Source organism: Brevundimonas sp. BH3, from assembly GCF_045345115.1.
Taxonomy (GTDB): Bacteria; Pseudomonadota; Alphaproteobacteria; order Caulobacterales; family Caulobacteraceae; genus Brevundimonas.
The window spans coordinates 2,490,826-2,505,196 of record NZ_CP150796.1 but is presented as its reverse complement, the minus strand read 5'-3'; the positions used below and the strand labels follow the sequence as shown (position 1 = coordinate 2,505,196).

At 61.5% G+C, this 14,371-nt stretch carries 14 protein-coding genes and 1 pseudogene; 6 read left to right on the top strand and 9 right to left on the bottom strand.

Features of this window, described 5'->3' with window-relative positions; all coding sequences use genetic code 11:
- Position 1 precedes the first annotated feature (1 nt).
- A complete protein-coding gene (locus WEU32_RS12330; protein ID WP_406852096.1) occupies positions 2-382 on the top strand; it encodes a hypothetical protein in 381 nt (126 codons plus the stop codon).
- A 3-nt stretch (positions 383-385) separates the two neighbouring features.
- Here the strand turns inward: WEU32_RS12330 and WEU32_RS12325 are convergent, their stop codons facing one another.
- The 5 genes from WEU32_RS12325 to WEU32_RS12305 all read right to left on the bottom strand — a co-directional run bounded on the left by WEU32_RS12325 (position 386) and on the right by WEU32_RS12305 (position 3,944).
- Positions 386-811, bottom strand: a complete 426-nt coding sequence (locus WEU32_RS12325) for an acyl-CoA thioesterase (protein WP_406852095.1) — start codon at positions 809-811, stop codon at positions 386-388.
- Between the two features lie 4 nt (positions 812-815).
- A complete protein-coding gene (gene grxD, locus WEU32_RS12320; protein ID WP_167179052.1) occupies positions 816-1,163 on the bottom strand; it encodes a Grx4 family monothiol glutaredoxin in 348 nt (115 codons plus the stop codon).
- Between the two features lie 81 nt (positions 1,164-1,244).
- The gene (locus tag WEU32_RS12315) at positions 1,245-2,474 is read right to left on the bottom strand and encodes a hypothetical protein (RefSeq protein WP_406852094.1); all 1,230 of its coding nucleotides are present in this window, start codon (positions 2,472-2,474) and stop codon (positions 1,245-1,247) included.
- 122 nt (positions 2,475-2,596) lie between these two features.
- Complete coding sequence (locus WEU32_RS12310; protein WP_312135625.1) at positions 2,597-2,953, bottom strand: hypothetical protein; 357 nt, start codon at positions 2,951-2,953, stop codon at positions 2,597-2,599.
- Between the two features lie 73 nt (positions 2,954-3,026).
- Entirely contained in the window at positions 3,027-3,944 is a 918-nt protein-coding gene (locus WEU32_RS12305; RefSeq protein ID WP_406852093.1) for a LysR family transcriptional regulator, read from the bottom strand.
- A 55-nt stretch (positions 3,945-3,999) separates the two neighbouring features.
- Between WEU32_RS12305 and WEU32_RS12300 the strand changes: the two genes are divergently transcribed.
- On the top strand, positions 4,000-5,184 hold the full coding sequence (locus WEU32_RS12300) for an MFS transporter (protein WP_406852092.1): 1,185 nt from the start codon (positions 4,000-4,002) through the stop codon (positions 5,182-5,184).
- 7 nt (positions 5,185-5,191) lie between these two features.
- Entirely contained in the window at positions 5,192-5,803 is a 612-nt protein-coding gene (locus WEU32_RS12295) for a YczE/YyaS/YitT family protein (protein ID WP_406852091.1), read from the top strand.
- Here WEU32_RS12295 and WEU32_RS12290 read toward each other — a convergent pair.
- The gene (locus WEU32_RS12290) at positions 5,778-6,878 is read right to left on the bottom strand and encodes a bifunctional transcriptional activator/DNA repair enzyme AdaA (protein ID WP_406852090.1); all 1,101 of its coding nucleotides are present in this window, start codon (positions 6,876-6,878) and stop codon (positions 5,778-5,780) included. The genes WEU32_RS12295 and WEU32_RS12290 overlap by 26 nt on opposite strands.
- Positions 6,879-6,959: 81 nt before the next feature.
- Entirely contained in the window at positions 6,960-8,591 is a 1,632-nt protein-coding gene (locus WEU32_RS12285) for a peptide chain release factor 3 (RefSeq protein WP_406852089.1), read from the bottom strand.
- 158 nt (positions 8,592-8,749) lie between these two features.
- On the opposite strand from WEU32_RS12285, the gene WEU32_RS12280 reads away from it, so the two are divergent.
- Entirely contained in the window at positions 8,750-8,908 is a 159-nt protein-coding gene (locus tag WEU32_RS12280; RefSeq protein ID WP_406852088.1) for a hypothetical protein, read from the top strand.
- Between the two features lie 72 nt (positions 8,909-8,980).
- Here WEU32_RS12280 and WEU32_RS12275 read toward each other — a convergent pair whose 3' ends face one another.
- The gene (locus tag WEU32_RS12275) at positions 8,981-10,630 is read right to left on the bottom strand and encodes an MFS transporter (RefSeq protein ID WP_312811926.1); all 1,650 of its coding nucleotides are present in this window, start codon (positions 10,628-10,630) and stop codon (positions 8,981-8,983) included.
- Between the two features lie 142 nt (positions 10,631-10,772).
- Between WEU32_RS12275 and WEU32_RS12270 the strand changes: the two are divergent.
- Together WEU32_RS12270 and WEU32_RS12265 are read left to right on the top strand one after the other, a co-directional pair.
- Positions 10,773-11,717 (top strand): annotated as a pseudogene (locus WEU32_RS12270) (rhodanese-related sulfurtransferase); the annotation flags it as partial.
- An 86-nt stretch (positions 11,718-11,803) separates the two neighbouring features.
- The gene (locus WEU32_RS12265) at positions 11,804-12,553 is read left to right on the top strand and encodes an SDR family NAD(P)-dependent oxidoreductase (RefSeq protein ID WP_406852087.1); all 750 of its coding nucleotides are present in this window, start codon (positions 11,804-11,806) and stop codon (positions 12,551-12,553) included.
- Between the two features lie 7 nt (positions 12,554-12,560).
- On the opposite strand, the gene WEU32_RS12260 is transcribed toward WEU32_RS12265, so the two are convergent.
- Positions 12,561-14,216 carry an ATP-binding protein gene (locus tag WEU32_RS12260; protein WP_406852086.1) on the bottom strand — a complete coding sequence of 552 codons (1,656 nt, stop codon included), beginning with the start codon at positions 14,214-14,216 and terminating at the stop codon, positions 12,561-12,563.
- Positions 14,217-14,371: the final 155 nt, after the last annotated feature.

The following is a 14,371-nucleotide window of genomic DNA, read 5'->3' as shown; positions in this document are numbered from 1 at the left end:
TATGCGCGCTCTGGCAGTTACCGTACTGGGGGTGGCATCACTGGCCCTGTCGGGTTGCGTTATTCTGGCAAACGATGAGTCCGAAACCACACGCATCATGACGATCGAGCAGGCCAAGGCGGCGTCGGACTATGCTCCGCTGCGTAGCTTTACGGCCGATGGCCGTCAGGTTCAGGCCAAAATTTGGACGACCTGCGCCTCCAGCAGCGATTTTGATGTGGCACTGGTGGACCAGACACATAGCCACAGCTTGACCATTCGCCAGAGAGTCGAGGCGCAATGTCAGGGCGAGGGGCGCGAGCTGTCGCTGAGCTGGACCTATGATGTTCTGGGCCTGAGTGCAGGCGAACGTATCGTCGTGAAGAACCAGATCGTTCTTTAGGGCTTAGCGCGAAAACGGAGCGATCATATCCGCCGGTATGCGGTGGGGACGCAGGGTTTTGGAATCGACCAGACACCATTCGGAGATGCCCTGGGCGCAGACACGACCCTCGGCATCCTCGATCCGCACATAGCGGGCAAAACGCGGCCCTTGTGGATCGCCGACCCAAGTGCGCGCGATGATACCGGTGGCATCCGGCTGGATCGGGCGCAAATAATCGATTTCGTGACGCAGGGCGACCCATGACCATTTGGCGCGGGTTGCGTCATCAAAACGGGCATTCCAGTGGGCTGTGCCGACATCCTGCAACCAGCCCACATAGACAACATTATTGACGTGCTCGTTCTCGTCGATGTGCTCTGGACGGATGTCCAGAGGCACTACGAAGACCTCGCGATCAGGGCGCGGTTCGAAAACGGGACGGGCCAAGGGTTTAGTCCTCGGCCGGGCCGATGCCTTTTTCGGCCATCAGGGCTTGCAGTTCACCGGCATTGAACATTTCACGCATGATGTCCGAACCGCCCACGAACTCGCCCTTGACGTAGAGCTGCGGGATGGTTGGCCAATCGGAATAGTTTTTGATGCCTTCGCGCAAGGCTTCGGATTGCAGCACATCGACGCCGACAAAGGCCACGCCGATGTGGTCCAGAATCTGGACAGCCAGACCCGAAAAACCACAGCGCGGAGAATCCGGTGTGCCCTTCATAAACAGGACGACATCGTGATCCTTGACGGCGGAATCGAGGAAGGCGTTGACGGGGTCAGCAGTTTGTTCGGTCACTTCAGGCACCTAGTAAGACTTGAGTGTCAGCTAGGCACCCAATGTGGCGCGGTCAAGGTGAGGGTGCCGAATAACTGCCGATCAGACCGTTTTGAACGACATCATCAGGGTGCGGGCGCGGGCGGCCAGAGACGGCGCACCGGCCAGCATGGCGGCGTCGGCGGCTTCATACAGGGCCATACCCAGATCCTGGGTGGGATAGGACAGGTGTCCGGCCAGCACCAAGGACAGTCTGGCCATTGATATCTGGTCGCTGGCCCAGTCGATCGCTGTGGCCTCGTCCATCGGGCGTGACAGGCGGCGGCGCAGGATCATTTCCATCTTGGTCAAGGCCAGCATGTCGCTAGAGGTCTGGGCCTCGTCCAGAGCGTGGGCCATGGCGCGTTCGCGGATCAGGGCCCCCAATATCAGTCCCGGCTGGTCGGTCAGTTTCTGGGCCTGATCCAGCAGATGCATATCGGCCTGACCGCGTTCGGCCTTGAGCAGATGGATAGTGGCCCAGTCCAGTGGACTGTGGTCAGGGGTGAACTGGTCGGCCGCGGCCTCAAACAGGCTGTTGGCCTGTTGGTGGGCATCATTGTCACCGGCAATAGCGGCCAGCGCGGCCATGCCGGTGCCGCACAGGGCCAGAGCACGGGCACGGCTGACAGGACGCTCGTCGGGTGTGGCGTGTTCCACCAGAAGACGTAGCTCGCTGCCTGCACGGTCGAGCAAGGCGGCATTGCGGGTCAATAGTCCGGCTTCGAGCGACAAGGCTGCGCGATCCAGTTGCAGGTCTTGGCCAATGGTCGTGTCGTCCGGCTTGAGAAGCTGCATCACCTCGGTCAGGCGATTGGCGGTATCGGCCATGCGTTCGGCATCACGTTCCAGACGCGCCTGACGGGCACTCAGGCGCACCTTCAGGGCTTCGATCTCGGCGCGGGTTTCGGTCCGGCGGGCATCGGGCAGGTGGCCCAGACTGTCCAGCAGGCCCGATAGACGGTGTGGCGCTCCATAGAGATCAAAGGCCAGCATAGAGGTATGGCCGACATCCACGGCCGCACGGATGGTCTGGTCATCGTTCAAGGCCGAGCGGGCGGCATCGCGGCCCGCCTGTTCGGCGCGTTGCAAACTTTCGGGACTGCCTGAACGGCGCGCATGTTCGCGCCACAGGGCCGCCGCGCGCATCCACCCTTCATAGGGACGAGGACAGGAGATGCGACCCGCATCTGTGGACTGGCTGCGCGCTTCGGACTCGACCAGATTCAGGCCGACAAGCTCCAGCCAGCCAAGATCATGGCTGTCGCGGGCCTTTTCGAACAGGCGCCTCAAATCTCTTCCAAACTCGAACATAGGTCCGCTGTCCCGGATTGGGATCATGGAACGATCCCGTCTCTGCCCAAGCAAACGCAGCGCCAAGATTTAGGTTCGCGGTGAAATAGCGGCGTTATTTTCTAGTTAAGGGAAGGCGCTGATTTCATGCAGGATTCCAGACGTTCCGTAATACGCGAATCCCGTTGGCTTAGATCGCGTACAGAGCGAATTCGGGCATTGGTCATATCCCGTTCGGTCTGGATCGGAGGGCGGCCTGAAGCCTGCCCTAGCTGGATGGTGGTCAGCGACCAGTAAAGGGCAGCATCGAACAGGCGGCGTCCGCGTGGGGATTCATTGCCTTCGAGTTCGGAACCGGCCTGCGTGACACCGGCGCACACCACCGCATCCCCGTATGACACAACAAGCGGTGTCGCAGGCGTGGTGGCGGTCTGGATGGTTGCAACCATTGTCGCCAATGCCAGGGGGAAACTCAACATATCTTCTCCGGACCGGAACAACCCGAACCTGACATCAGCAAATCACGTCTGGCAGGCGGAAGAAAGCCCCGCTTTACAGGTATTCTGGGGTATGTGGATGGCAATCGGATGGCAGGGCCTCTTGGCGCAGCCAGTGCAAAAAGCTGCGTTGGGCGCGTGAAGGCTCTGGCCCGCTTAGGCTGATACCGATACCGCCTTCATCCGGCGCAAAGCCGTAAGGGGCAATAATCTTTCCCTGAGCTATGGCATCGGCACACAATATCCATGGCAGGACGGCCGCGCCCCAGTCGGCCAGTACCGCATCCAGTACAAAATGCAGATGGGCCAGACTGCGCGGTGCGCTCGGCGGTACAGGCAGTTGAACGCCACTAAGCTGTGTCCAGTCGGACCAGCTTGAGATCTGGGTGCGCGAGATCAGGCGTGGTGCCTGTGCCAAAGCCATACGGGCATCCGTTCCGGCGCGTCGGGCCGAGATAAAAGGACCGATGGCATTGGGAGCAATATGCTCTACGCCCGCTGCATTCAGAGCCGAAGGTCCCATCAGGCGAATGACAGCATCGGCCCCTCTGTGCGTTTCGGCATGAGGCGACAGTTCGATCAGATGGATGTGGATATGCGGATACTGTTCGTGAAAGCGGGCCAGTCGCGGGATCAGCCACTTGACCGACAGGCTGGCATGGACCGCCACCGACAATTCGTCGCTTTGTCCACGGGCATGGGTGACGGCTGCCGATATGCGATCAAACGCAGGGTGTAGTTCGGCGGCGAGTGCCGCCCCTTTTTCGGTCAATAGCAGCGCATGTCTGGGACCATCGAACAGGCGAAGCTCCAACTGCTGTTCTAGTGACTTCACCTGTCGGCTGATGGCGCTGTGGGTCACATGCAGTTCGGCAGCGGCGGCGGTGGCACTGCCGGTACGCGCCATGGCCTCGAAGGCCCGCAGCGCGGTCAGCGAGATTTGCGATGTCGAGCCTGTGAGGTTTTGGAACATGCATTGACCGATAGATCGCTAACGCTGGCGACACAATCGCGGGCATGGCGGGCCCATGTATAAATCTGAAAACACGCTTTCTCTGATTCTGCCGCTGGGAACGGGCATGATCGTCTCGTTCGCTTCCAGCTATTATCTGCTGGGGGTCATGGCCGAGCCGGTCGCCGCAGCGACAGGCACCACCACCCACCAGTTGTTCGCAGCCCTTTCGGGGGCTTTTTTTATAGCTGCCTGTTCCAGCATGGTGTCGGGCAAATGGATCGACCGTAGAGGCGGGCGCGAGGTGCTGGTGGCGGCGGCGCTTATGCTGGCCTTGGCCCTGACCCTGTTGGCACTGGCGCAAACGGCAGTCATGGCGCTGACGGGGGTGCTGGCGCTGGGCTTTGGCATGGGGGTTGGATTTTACGCACCTGCCAATGCACTGCTGGTCAGTGTTTATGGCGCGCAGGCGCGAAAACCGATCACGGCGGTTTCCTTGATGGGGGCGTGCGGAGGGGCGATTGGCTGGCCCCTGACCCTCGCTCTGGTCGAGTGGCTGGGCTGGCGCGGAGCGTGCGGGGTATGGGCGCTGGCGCATGTGCTGGTGTGTATTCCGCTGTATCGGTTTTATTTGCCGAGGGGTGTCGTGGCCATCGCGCCGAATGAAGTTGTCACCCCTGTGCGCTGGGACCGGCGCATGGTGCAGATGGCGCTGTTGTTTGCCGGTGCGTGGTGGGTGGCCACCGCCTGTGCCGCGCAACTGCCGCGTCTGATGCAGGCGCTGGGCCTGACACCGGCGGGTGCGGCCATGGCCGCCAGCGCCATGGCCTTGTCTGCCTTGGGGATGCGAGTGCTGGCTCTGCTGGCTCCGTCCAGGGCCTCGCCCCTGCATACTGTGCGTTTTGCGACCCTTTTACATCCTGTCGGCGTCTTGGTGGCGATGGCCGGAGGCAAGGCTGCCTCGGTGGCTGTGGCCATAGGGCAGGGGGCAGGAAACGGTTTGCTGTCGGTGGCCTCGGGGGTCTTGCCGCTGCATGTCTTTGGCAAGGAAAACTATGGACAGAGGCAGGTGGCGGTCCTGCTGCCCGCGCGGTTCGTACAGGCCATAGCGCCGCTCAGTTTCGGTCTGGCGCTGGATCGTTCGGCGGGGTTTGCATTGGGCCTGACCTCGGCTGTGTGTCTGGTCATGTTTGCTCTGACACTGGGACTGGAAGCGAAAGGGCGGATTGCCTCTCGTATCATGGCGCAGGATCGGGCATGACGGAGCCATGTGGGGATTACGCTTTATCCAGCTCCTGACGGGGCTGTGTGTGTTCGGTCTGGGGGCGGCGCTGATGGTGCGGGCCAATCTGGGACTGGATCCGTGGAATGTGTTCCATCAGGGGCTTTCGGGCCTGACCGGACTGAGTCTGGGCCTGCTCAGCATCCTGTCCGGTGTGGTGGTGATGCTGTTATGGATTCCACTGCGCCAGAAACCGGGCATTGGCACGATCGCGAACATCCTCGTTATCGGTCTGTCTTTGGACCTGTTTTTGTGGATGTTACCCGAGTTTCAAGGCTGGCCCTTGCGTTTGGGGGCGCTGGCTCTGGGCGTTGTGCTGACAGGAATCGGTTCGGCCGCCTATATCGGCGTGGGTATGGGAACAGGGCCGCGCGATGGCCTGATGGTGGGACTGAACCAAAGGCTGGGTTGGTCCATCCGTATATCGCGCATGTTGGTTGAGGTCGTGGTGCTGGCGATCGGCTGGTTGCTGGGCGGCGTGGCGGGCGTGGGAACCGTTGTGTTCGCACTGGCGATCGGCCCCTTGGTGCAGTTGTTCCTGCCCTGGTTTCAGAACAAGCCCCGTGAACAGGTTAGGCCGAAGCCCGAAGCGGGCTGAGACGGGCGGCTTTGAGATCGCGCTCGATCTCGATCAGCCTTTGCTTGCGCCACAGACCGCCCGCATAGCCGGTCAGTGATCCGTCGGCCCCGATCACGCGGTGGCAGGGGATCATCAGGGCGATCTGGTTGGAGCCATTGGCGCGGGCGACAGCGCGAACAGCCGTCGGCTGTCCGATCTGTCTGGCGATGTCGCCATAGGAACGGGTTTCACCGGCAGGAATGGTTTGCAGGGCCTGCCAGACGCGCTTGTAGAAATCAGTGCCGTGCATGGCCAGAGGCGTTTCAAAACGGCCCGAGCGGGCGGCGAAATAATCATCCAGTTCGGCCTTGGCCTGTTCGGTCGGGCCGAATGTGCCGATGCCCAAGCCGCCCGCCGTATGGGCTTGCAGTTTTTTCAACTCGGTGGGCAGGCCCTTGCGGTCTACAAACTCCAGAAGGTGGAGGTGGCTGGCGCTGCTAACGGCCACCATGTCACCCAGCGGCGTGGGTATCCATGTGGCCCGCATCAGTCCGTCGCTCTTGAGGTCTGAAGGGGCCGTTCCCAGCAGCTTGGCAAAGGCAGCGCGAAAGGCGCTGGGGGATTCAAAACTGGCATCCAGTTGGGCAGTCATAACCGATCCTCCGAGAGCAAGGGTTTCAAACCCTTCACGCAGGCGGCGCTGACGGGCCATTTCCAGAAACGTCATGCCGAAATGGCGCTTGAAGGCGCGGCGCACCGTGGACAGGTCATAGCCCAGTCTGGCGATGTCGGGCTCGGACCAGCGATAATCCGGGCGATCGTCCAAGCGCGCCAGCAGGTCAGTGATGACCGGATCGTTCTGTGCGGCGGCCTGTAGAGGATGACAGCGTTTGCAGGCCCGAAAACCGGCCTCGATACATTCGCCCACCGTAGCCCTGAAGGTGCAGTTCTCGCGCAAAGGTTTGCGTGCGGGACAGGTCAGCCGACAGAAAATCCCCGTCGAATGCACACAGACGAACACCTGCCCGTCATAGCGGTCATCACGCGCCACAAGGGCGTCGTACAGCAGGTCATCGGAGGGCAGGTCGAACAACATACCGCTGTTGTACTCCATTCGTCGGACCGTGCCGCCGGTTTTCGGGCGTCTATTGTTTCGGGCACAAAAAAGGGAGGCCGGAGCCTCCCCTTTTCAAACTTAGCCGCGTTCCAGCGTCTTGGAGAAGGTCACCTTCGGGAAGCGTTCACCGACATAGCCGGTTTCCCACGAGGACTTGGCAAGGAAGACGGGGTTCTGGTCGATATCGAAGGCCATTTGCGGGCGGTATTTACCGGCAAAATCTTCGAGGTCGGCCTTGTCTCCACCCACCCAGCGGGCTTCGGCATAGGGGGAAGGCTCGAAGACGACGTCCAGACCGTATTCTTCGCCCAGACGGTCGGCCATGACTTCGAACTGAAGCTGGCCGACAGCACCGACGATGAAGTCGGCACCGATTTCGGGACGGAACAGCTGGGTCACGCCTTCCTCGGCCAGACCCACCAGCGCCTTTTGCAGGTGCTTGGCCTTAAGCGGGTCTTTGACGCGGACGCGTTGCAGGATTTCCGGTGCAAAGTTCGGCAGACCCGCAAAGCGGACAAGACCACTTTCCGACAGACTGTCGCCCACGCGCAGTACGCCGTGGTTCGGAATACCGATCACGTCGCCCGCATAGGCTTCTTCGGCCAGCTCACGGTCGGAGGCAAAGAACATGATGGGCGCGTTGACCGACAACTGTTTGCCGGTGTTCTGCACCTTCAGCTTCATGCCGCGCTTGAAGCTGCCCGAGGCCATGCGGAACATGGCGATCCGGTCGCGGTGGTTCGGGTCCATATTGGCCTGAACCTTGAACACAAAGCCGGTGACTTCGCTCGAACCCGGTTCAACCTCGATGGCTTCGGGGGCGGGAGCGTTGCGGGTTTCGGGCGGGGCTTCCTTGCGGGCGGCCATGACCTTGGGCGCAGGGGCCCATTCGCCGATCGCACGCAGCAGGTCCTCGATACCGAAGTGGCGCAGCGCCGAACCCCACAGAACCGGCGTCAGGTGACCTTCAAGGAAGGACTGGCGGTCGAACTGCGAATAGCCGGCCTCGACCAGTTCGATGGCCTCGGTAATCTCGTCTTGCTCGCCCTGTTCAAAATACTGGGCGGCTTCGGTCAGCGGCAGGGCTTCGGGGTGTCGCGTATCGTCGCTCGAACCGGCGGTCTTCTTGGCATAGGGCTGGAAGCGGCCGGTGCCGACCTCGACCAGACCGCGCAGACGGTTGCCGCTACCGGCGGGCCACCAGATCGGGGCAGGGTCCAGTTGCAGGCGGCTGGCCACTTCGTCCAGCAACGCCATCGGGTCCTGCGCTTCACGGTCCAGCTTGTTGATGAAGGTGATGATCGGGATGTTGCGAAGGCGGCAAACCTCGAACAGCTTCAGCGTTTGCGGTTCGATACCCTTGGCGGCGTCCAGCACCATGATGGCACAGTCGGCAGCCGTCAGGGTGCGATAGGTATCTTCCGAAAAGTCTTCGTGGCCCGGCGTGTCCAGCAGATTGAACATCTTGCCGTCATGCTCGAACGTCATCACCGAGGCGGTGACGGAGATGCCGCGTTCTTTTTCGATCTTCATCCAGTCGGAACGGGCGCGCCGGTTATCGCCACGCGCCTTGACCGCACCTGCGGCACGCACAGCGCCACCGGCCAGCAGAATATGCTCGGTCAGCGTGGTTTTACCGGCATCGGGGTGCGCGATGATGGCGAAGGTCCGGCGACGGCCAGCCTCGTCTGCAATGGTCAGTTTCGACATAAAAAATCCTCTGACCGCGGGGGTTAGAGCAATCGGGCCGAAAAGTCACCGTTCACGATGGCGTGAATACCCCTAGTCAGGGAAAGGTCTTTGGGAGACGGTTTCCTAACGAGACGGTGGCCCATGATGGTCATCGCCGTAAAAGGGAAGGAAACGTCATGGCTCTGGTTCATCCGGCTAAGTCGCGCGGAGTCTCTTTTTCGCGCAATCAGAATGTCCGCAAGGAAATGCATCCGGCTGTCGGCCTGCTTTGCGGATTTGCACTTTTGCTCGGCGTGGCGCTGAGTGTGCATATGATTTTCCACGCCATCTTCTGAACCGGCGCTTTTCCAGCAGGCTGCGGCGCGAGGGGCATTCAGCCCTCGCGCCCGCCCTGTCTTATAAAATCTCTAAGAGGCGCGGGTCGGATCCGTCATCGGCTCGCCATAGTTGCGCTCGGTATGCAGGTGTGGCGACACGCTGCCGGTAATGCGCTGGATCATGCGGTTGACCACAGGGCGCTCCTCGCCACGATGTAATGCGCGGATAGCACTGGTGATGCGGGCATCATCATGGGTCATGCGCTGGTTATGGCGCACATAGTCCAGCCATGTCGCCGTCTGATATTTCTCGACCCAGATGTTCGGATTGGCCAGATCGCGCATCAGGCGCCACTGGTGTGCGCCGTCACGGCGGCGGATGCGGCGGCGTTCTTCCATCAGTTTCAGGAATTCCGGTACATCGTCATCGTCGATCGTATAGGCGATGGAGACAATGATCGGACCACTGCGCGGTTCGATATGCAACTCGGTATCCGGCTCTTTCCAGCGATCCAGCGGTGCAAGGTTCAAAGACTCTCCGTTGGCCAAAGGCATCTTCAGCCCCAGCACCAGACAGAAGGAGAGGACGACCGCAGAGACGATCAGAGCCAGCGATGTGTCATAGTCCTGTGCCAGCGATCCCCACAGCCACGCCCCAGCGGCCATGCCGCCAAAGGCGCACATCTGGTAAAGGGCCAGTGCGCGGGCCACGACCCAGCGCGGGGCCGACATCTGTACGGTGACATTGAAGGTGGACAGGACGATCACCCATGATGCCCCGCCCAGCAGCAGAGACAATATGGTCAGCGGCAGCACAGGGCTGAGTGCGACGCCGAGAGCCGCGGCTGCAAAGGCACCGATCCAGAAGCGCACCAGGGTTTCGGATTTGAAACGGACACGAAGAGGGGTCACGCACAGGGCCCCGCCTACGGCCCCGACCCCGAAGGCTCCTAGCAGCACGCCATAGATCAGCGGGCCGCCGCCGACCTCGTGACGGGCAATGACAGGCATCAGGGCCTGTAGGCCACTGGCCCCGATGCCGAACAACAGGGCACGCAACAGCACAGCGACAATCCGCGGCGACAGCACGGCATAGCGCACACCGCCTCCCATCGCTGCCAGCAGGCCTTCACGGGGCAGGGTGGCTTGCGGCACCTGCGGCTTCCAGCGGAACAGCACCACCAGAATGCCGATATAGGAGACGGCATTGATCAGGAAAGCCGATGCCGCCCCGGCAAAGGCGACAATCGCGCCCCCAATGGCGGGGCCGACCGAACGGGCCAGATTAAAGCCCATCGAGTTGAGAGTAATGGCCGAGGGCAGGTCTTCGCGCGGGACCATATCACCCACACTGGCCTGCCATGCCGGACCGTTAAAAGCGACACCGCAGCCGATCAGGAAGGTGAAAGACAGCAACACCCACGGCGTCAGCAGGTTCTGATAGGTCATAAAGGCCAGACCCACAGACACCAGCAGCATGAAACTCTGGGCGGCCAGCATGATCTTGCGCCGGTCCATAGTGTCGGCCAGCGCCCCCGCCGTCAGGGACAGCAACATGATGGGCAGGGTAATCGAAGCCTGAACCAGAGCCGTTGTCTGGGTAGTGCCTATCGAGGTCATGATCCACGAGGCACCGACCGACTGGATCAGCCCCCCGAAATTGGTCAAAAGGCTGGTGGTCCAGACGGCCCGGAACAGCGGATGACGTAACGGAGCAAGGGTGGAATGCGACGAAGCCATCAGCATTGCCACATGCAGAAAACTTCGGGACGGACAAGAACCAGCAGCATCATAGCTCCAATGCACACTGCACCAACGTCTAAGGCAAGCTTTGGTGTCGTTGCGGATGGGTTTTCCGGCACAAAAGCCTTATAGAGGCCGCGTGACTGACACGACCTTCTTAGAATATCCCGTTCTGGTTGCTGCCCTGTACCGCTTCGCGCCGGTGGCAGACACGTTGGCGCTGCGCGAGCGTCTGGTTGCCCTGTGTGGCGAAGAGGTGCGCGGCACCCTTCTGGTCGCCCACGAAGGCATCAACGGCACGATTGCCGGACCGCATGACGCGATCAGGCGCGTGGTGGACGGTATCTATGCCGAACCGGGTTTTGATCGTCTGGAACTGAAATATTCCGGCGCGAACGAAATGCCTTTCTACCGCATGAAGGTGCGGATCAAGAAAGAGATCGTGACCATGGGTCTGCCCAATCTTGATCCGGTCAACGGTGTGGGCACCTATGTGAAGCCGCAGGACTGGAACGCGCTGATTTCCGATCCCGATACGGTCATTATCGACACGCGTAACGACTACGAGTTCGAGATCGGCACGTTCAAGAATGCCATCCAGCCGAATACCAAGACCTTCCGCGAGTTCGCCGAATGGTTCGAGAAGGAAGGCCGTGCACTGGTGACGCGCGACAAGCCGACCAAGGTGGCCATGTTCTGCACCGGCGGTATCCGCTGCGAAAAATCGACGGCCTATCTGAAATCCGAGGGCATTCCCGAGGTGCATCATCTCGAGGGCGGTATCCTGAAATATCTCGAGGAAATCCCGGAACCGGAAAGCCTGTGGGACGGCGAGTGCTTCGTGTTCGACGAGCGGGTCTCGGTCGGTCACGGGCTGAAACTGGGCGAGCACACCCTGTGTCGTGCCTGCCGAATGCCGGTCAGCCGTGAGGGCTTGCAGTCGCCGCGCTTTGTCGAGGGTGTGTCTTGCGACCATTGCTGGGACGAGCGGGGCGAGGAGCGCCGCGCCGCCTATGCGGAGCGCCAGCGCCAGATCGAGCTGGCCAAGGCACGCGGCAGTGCCCACATCGGCACTGATGCCAAGATCGCGGCCGAACAGGCCCGCATCCGCGCCGCCGAAGATCGTGAAAAAGCCCGCGCCGCCGCTGCTGCCAAACAGGAAAAATCAGCATGACCAAGACCGTTCTGATCACCGGAGCCACCGCAGGTTTCGGCCTGTCTGCGGCCCGCCGCTTTGCTGCCGAGGGCTGGAAGGTGATTGCTACCGGTCGCCGTGCCGAACGGCTTGAGGCTTTGAAGGCAGAGTTGGGCATCGATGTGGCCCACACCTGTGCCTTTGATATCCGCGATGCCGCCGCCATTGATGCGGCGCTGGCGGACCTGCCCGATGCCTTTGCCAAGGTGGACCTGCTGATCAATAATGCCGGTCTGGCTCTGGGCACCGGTCCGGCTCAGGAAGCGGACCTTGGCCAGTGGCAGCAGATGGTGGACACCAACATCACCGGCCTGATGACCATTACCCACCGCATGTTGCCGCGGCTGATCGAAACCAAGGGCGCGATCATCAATATCTCGTCGGTGGCGGCCAATTATCCGTATCGTGGCGGCAATGCCTATGGCGGTACGAAAGCCTTTGTGCGCCAGTTCAGCCTTGGCCTGCGCTCGGACCTGCACGGCACCGGTGTGCGTGTGACCTCGATCGAGCCGGGCATGGCCGAAACTGAGTTCACCCTTGTCCGCACCGGCGGCGATCAACGCGCTTCGGATAGCCTGTATCAGGGTGCAAACCCGATGACGGCCGAGGACATAGCCGAGACGCTGTACTGGGTGGCTAGCCTGCCGGCGCATCTGAACATCAACACGCTGGAACTGATGCCGGTCAGCCAGTCGTTTGCCGGTTTCCAGGTCGCCAGAGACTAAAGCCCCTTCAAAGTGCGGGGAGGCGAAGGCTCGCAATCGTGCCTTCGCCCAGCTTGCTTTCCAGTGTCAGCGTACCGCCGTGCAGTTCGGCCAGAGAACGCGCCAGTGACAGGCCAAGGCCGGTGCCTTGGGCCTTCTGGCGCGCATCGCCTGCCTGTTCGAACGGACGCCCCAGACGGGCAAGATCTTGCGGGGCGATACCGACGCCGTTGTCGCTGACCTTCATCAGCAGACCCTCGTCGTCCAGTGTAGCCGACAGAGTGATTTTGCCACTTGCTGGCGTGAACTTTACCGCATTGCCCAGCAGATTGACCAGTATCTGTTTCACCGCGCGGCGGTCTACATTCACATTCAGCGCATGATCCGGCAGGTCAGCCGACAGATCGATGGCTTTTTCCTCGGCCTGCACCCGCACCAGAGCCAGCGCGGCATCGGCCAGATCGCGGGCATCCGTATCCTCGCAATCCAGTTCGTAACGGTCGGCATCGATCCGCGACACATCCAGAACATTGCCGATGACATCCAGCAAATGACTGCCCGCCGTATGGATGGACGAGGCATAGCCGATATAGCGATCCGACAGGGGGCCAACCAACTGGTGCTTCATCATGTCCGAGAAACCGAGCACAGCATTTAGCGGTGTACGCAATTCGTGGCTGAGATGGGCGATGAAGCGCGCGCGGGCCTGAGCTTGAGCCTCGGCCTCGCTGCGGGCCGCGTCCAGTTCGCTCTCGCGCGCATGTTGCAAGGTGGCGTCCAGCATCAGGGCGGCGATGCGACGGCTGTCGCCCTGCATCCGGCGCACGACCAGAAGCACACGGCGGTCCAGTGCTGCGCGGGGGGTAAAGCGGACCTGTGCCGGTTGTCCGGCCTGTGCGCGTGACAGGGCGGCACGGACCGTCGGGCGGTCGGGCGGGTGGACCGCTTCGATCAGGCCGCCTTCACCGTCGGTTTCATTAAACAGGCCATCCACATCAATGGCGGGCGGCGCTGCACCATAGGCGGCCATGGCCCGTCCATTGGGGGCCAGCACCAGTGTCAGACCCGGCTGGTCACTGAGGGCCGATTCCATACGCGCCATGGCCAGAGGCACAACCGGACCTGTGCTGCGGGTGTTCAGCGCAGCCACCAGCGTAAAGACCAGAACCAGAATCCCAAGAAGCGTCGAGAGCAGGACAGGAGCACTGGCAGGCGGCACAAAAGGATCCGCCACGCCCGCTACAAACAGGCCCAGCACCGAAGCAGCAAGGCCATAGACCAGCGAGCGTTCGCTGCCGGTGGTGCGCAGGGCCATGCCACCGGCCACGGGTGCAAAGGCCAATGCGGCCAGTGGTCCGTTCAGGCCACCCGTCAAAATCAGGGCGATGACGGGGCACAGACACCATAGGATCACCGTCCATAACGGCGATGGCGACACAGGTTGCGGCCATGGGGTACGCGCAACCGGCAGGGTCGGAAGGCCAAAGACCGCCAGCGCCGGTAGGGCGGCTATAAACAGCCCGACCAGAGACAGCAGGCTGGTCCCGCTAAACAGGGCCACCGCACACAGGGCCAACAGGGCAAAGCCCCAGAGCAGATGCCACAGGGCACGTCGATGTAGCTGTGCCGGTTCGTTCCGGTTCAGGGGCAGGGTATGGGCCGACGATTTGGGCGAGGCGTTCAAAAGAGAATACGGGTCCGTTGGCGCAGTGGGCTGGGGGAGCCCAAAGCAAGAATCAAGCCGCAAGGATACGCCCCCACAAAGGCGATCCCAACTCTACTCTTGGGGCCTGGCTCTACTCTTTTGGGTTGTGAACAGGTCCGCACCAAGTAAAGCGT

Excerpts from the sequence above, each read along its gene's own strand:
- WEU32_RS12305 (WP_406852093.1), bottom strand. The coding sequence starts at position 3,944 with ATGTTCCAAAACCTCACAGGCTCGACATCGCAAATCTCGCTGACCGCG.
- WEU32_RS12295 (WP_406852091.1), top strand. The coding sequence starts at position 5,192 with ATGTGGGGATTACGCTTTATCCAGCTCCTGACGGGGCTGTGTGTGTTC.
- WEU32_RS12310 (WP_312135625.1), bottom strand. The coding sequence starts at position 2,953 with ATGTTGAGTTTCCCCCTGGCATTGGCGACAATGGTTGCAACCATCCAG.
- WEU32_RS12290 (WP_406852090.1), bottom strand. The coding sequence starts at position 6,878 with ATGGAGTACAACAGCGGTATGTTGTTCGACCTGCCCTCCGATGACCTG.
- WEU32_RS12330 (WP_406852096.1), top strand. The coding sequence starts at position 2 with ATGCGCGCTCTGGCAGTTACCGTACTGGGGGTGGCATCACTGGCCCTG.
- WEU32_RS12280 (WP_406852088.1), top strand. The coding sequence starts at position 8,750 with ATGGCTCTGGTTCATCCGGCTAAGTCGCGCGGAGTCTCTTTTTCGCGC.
- WEU32_RS12285 (WP_406852089.1), bottom strand. The coding sequence starts at position 8,591 with ATGTCGAAACTGACCATTGCAGACGAGGCTGGCCGTCGCCGGACCTTC.
- WEU32_RS12265 (WP_406852087.1), top strand. The coding sequence starts at position 11,804 with ATGACCAAGACCGTTCTGATCACCGGAGCCACCGCAGGTTTCGGCCTG.
- WEU32_RS12275 (WP_312811926.1), bottom strand. The coding sequence starts at position 10,630 with ATGGCTTCGTCGCATTCCACCCTTGCTCCGTTACGTCATCCGCTGTTC.
- WEU32_RS12300 (WP_406852092.1), top strand. The coding sequence starts at position 4,000 with ATGTATAAATCTGAAAACACGCTTTCTCTGATTCTGCCGCTGGGAACG.